This window comes from Chrysosporum bergii ANA360D (genome assembly GCF_029891735.1).
In the GTDB taxonomy this organism is placed as follows: Bacteria; Cyanobacteriota; Cyanobacteriia; order Cyanobacteriales; family Nostocaceae; genus Umezakia; species Umezakia bergii.
This window is the reverse complement of the sequence record NZ_JANQDH010000028.1, coordinates 1-2,870: the sequence shown is the minus strand read 5'-3', so window position 1 is coordinate 2,870 and position 2,870 is coordinate 1. Positions and strand designations below refer to the sequence as shown.

Below are 2,870 nucleotides of genomic sequence, written 5' to 3'. Positions count from 1 at the left end.
GTATGAACAGGTAATCATGACTATTTGTGGACTTGTTCGTTTCCGAATGGGAACCTACTTATTTTAGTTATCAAGATTTGGACTTGGCTAAAAATAAATTATCTCACATAGGTGTTATCTTTTGGTTAATTCCCAATAAGAGGCATCTCTAACGCTTATTTTAGCATGCCAGTCAGCTACTTTTGTATTGGGGTGTCTCACCTTAAAAAGTAGTATTGGTAACGCTTTGGCTATTTCCGGAGATGTCTATTGTGATCGGCTCTTGATTTTTCGGTTGACCCGAAGCTGCTGTTAAAGAAATCCAGAACAAGGTTGCAACATTTGTCAAGACTGGGGTTTTTGGAAAACCGCAATCATGTGAGGATAGTTACGGGGTTTATTGAGCAGTTTAAGTGTTATGTACCTTATTTTTTTCAAAAAACTGACAAATCCTAAACCATCTGCAGCAAAATCAAGTGTTTTTGCTTTCCGTATAACAAACCCTTGTTTGCTGACATATTTTGAAAGGCTTGCTATGGACCACGAGCGAAGATGTTGCCACTCATGAAAAATAGCGCCACATTCGGGACATAGTTTCTTGGAGTTATTTAAATTTTCCTCGTTGGGTGTAGTTATTATTAGTACACCGCCATATTTCAACAAACGGAACACTTCTTCGAGAATGCCAAGCAAATCAACATCATTCAAATGTTCAACTACTTCAAATAAAAGCACAACATCGAAATGGCTGCTAGGTAAATTCGTAGGTAAGGAACTAATGTGATATGCACCTTGGAAATATTTTTTCCCAAAACCTTTTTTGCATACCTCGTTTATTGAATCTGCAGAGAAATCAAGCCCAGTGTATTCCCAACGAGAGCCAAGCCTATCAAGGTGTTTCCAAATAAATCCTGGACCACAACCAAAATCCAAAACTTCTAGCCTTTGTCTAAGGCTTAATCCACTATGCCTTAGCATGTGATGTCCAAATAAGTTAGAAAAGTAAACATCTGAGAATGGGCTAGTTCTTGAGTAATAATTCCAGAGACGAGAAATTTTTTCACTATCCCATTTGATTTCGTGCTCACTGAAATGCTGAGAATTATTTAGCATGTGTGTTTCTTCTCCAATATCCAATATCTGAATCCACTGTACACAACAATTAGTTGAGACATAACCAATGCGGCTAACCAACCACTACCACCCATTAGTAACACGCATGGTATACCCATAACAAAAGACAATAAAAGAGTCTTTAGTGTCAGAGGAAAAATTTCATAACTACGCCCTGCTATGGTTAAGTAACCTGTCAGAGCTGTACCAAATATGCCCAGAACAAGCCATGCAAGTCCAAGGCTCAGCATAAGGTTTAAATCAGGACTGTTTGCTCCGTATAGAAACCGAGAAACTTTTTCGCGTAAAAACCAGCCAATGGCCGCAATAGTAATTGCAATGGAGAAGTATATAATTAGGACTAGTTTCAGTAATTGCCAGTAAGTAGCTCGATCATTTATATAATATACTGCAAGCTTAGGATAGGCGGCCGTGTGAGTTAGTAGTGCACCTGACATTAAAGCACTAATTGCACGATCTGTCACACTGTAGACTCCTGCTGATTCTGCTCCTATTAAGGAGCTGACGATTATTGGACCGGAGAGTGAATAAATAGCTGATACAAACTGGGATACAAACAGATACCAGCCATCTCCAAGGGATTTCCTTACTCCATTAAAACTAAATTTGAGTTTTGCCTGTTTTATTGAAAGTAAACTCGTCACAAACGTACTAGTAGCCATGAATATTGGACCAAATGCGGTTACAATCACCGCTAAATTAGTAGCTGCGTCACTATTCTTGTTAATTAGTCCAAAACCAAGCGACAGGGTGATTGTCGATCCCATAATAGCAAGCAGACATATTGGTAAAAACCTGTCTTTAGACTGCAGAAACCAGACAGAATTCATACACGAAGCAATCGGTCCTGTGAATAGTAATACCCACGAAAAACCCCCCATTAATCCCGTCAGCTTGAAGGTATAAATTATTATACCTGTTAATATAACAACACCAGTTAATAGGACTGCTTTAGCAAATGTTACATCCACGAAAACACTCCCATCTGTCTCTCCAGGTTCAAGGTTTGAAATACGCTTTGGACCCGTCATTTGAAATGAGTATTGTACAATTATTGCGCCATAAGCACCGAATGATGTTAATACTGACAAATTTCCGTATTCTGTCAGCCCAATAGAACGAACTATATGTGGTGTCAGCAGTAAGGGGATTAAACTAGCCACCGCGTACTGCACAATCAAGATGCCATTGTCCTTAGCAAGTTGGTAGATGAAATGATGGCGTTGCATATTTATGAATTGCTTAAAAGTTTAGCAATAAAATTAATGGAGTCGCTGAAAAATAAAAGGTGCTTTATAGCGATAAACTCTAGTGTTACGATTTTTTTAGTGGCTTACAGCGATCTTCATGTAGTTAAACTACAAAGTGATGTAAACTGGAATAGGAGTGGCGTTCCATATTTGCAGGATGAATTAGCAAGACCTATTTAGATTCTGGGGCGGTTAATTACCCCACGCCATTAGAATAACAGGTTACATTATCTTTATCTAGAGACTGCCCGTGGGGGAGCCGGGGAATGAATTACCCGCCTCACGGCTAATCTCCCGTAACGCTCTCCAGTGTATTGGATTGGGGGGAGCAAATGCGATCAGCCGCCTTGGGCATCACAGGTTACATTAGAGTTGTTGGAAAATAAGGGATAATAATCAAGCAGACAAGTAGGGTGACATTAATGTTGAAGTTAGACCGCGTCCTGAATCAAGAGCGACTGCTACGAGCAATGACTGGACTTAACCGCCAAGCATTCAACGAGCTGT

At 39.7% G+C, this 2,870-nt stretch carries 2 protein-coding genes; both read right to left on the bottom strand.

Annotated elements, in window-relative coordinates; all coding sequences use genetic code 11:
• Positions 1 to 324: 324 nt before the first annotated feature.
• Entirely contained in the window at positions 325 to 1,092 is a 768-nt protein-coding gene (locus tag NWP17_RS04395; protein ID WP_280653699.1) for a class I SAM-dependent methyltransferase, read from the bottom strand.
• Complete coding sequence (locus NWP17_RS04390; RefSeq protein WP_280653698.1) at positions 1,086 to 2,342, bottom strand: oligosaccharide flippase family protein; 1,257 nt, start codon at positions 2,340 to 2,342, stop codon at positions 1,086 to 1,088. The genes NWP17_RS04395 and NWP17_RS04390 overlap by 7 nt, the downstream gene beginning before the upstream one ends.
• Positions 2,343 to 2,870: the final 528 nt, after the last annotated feature.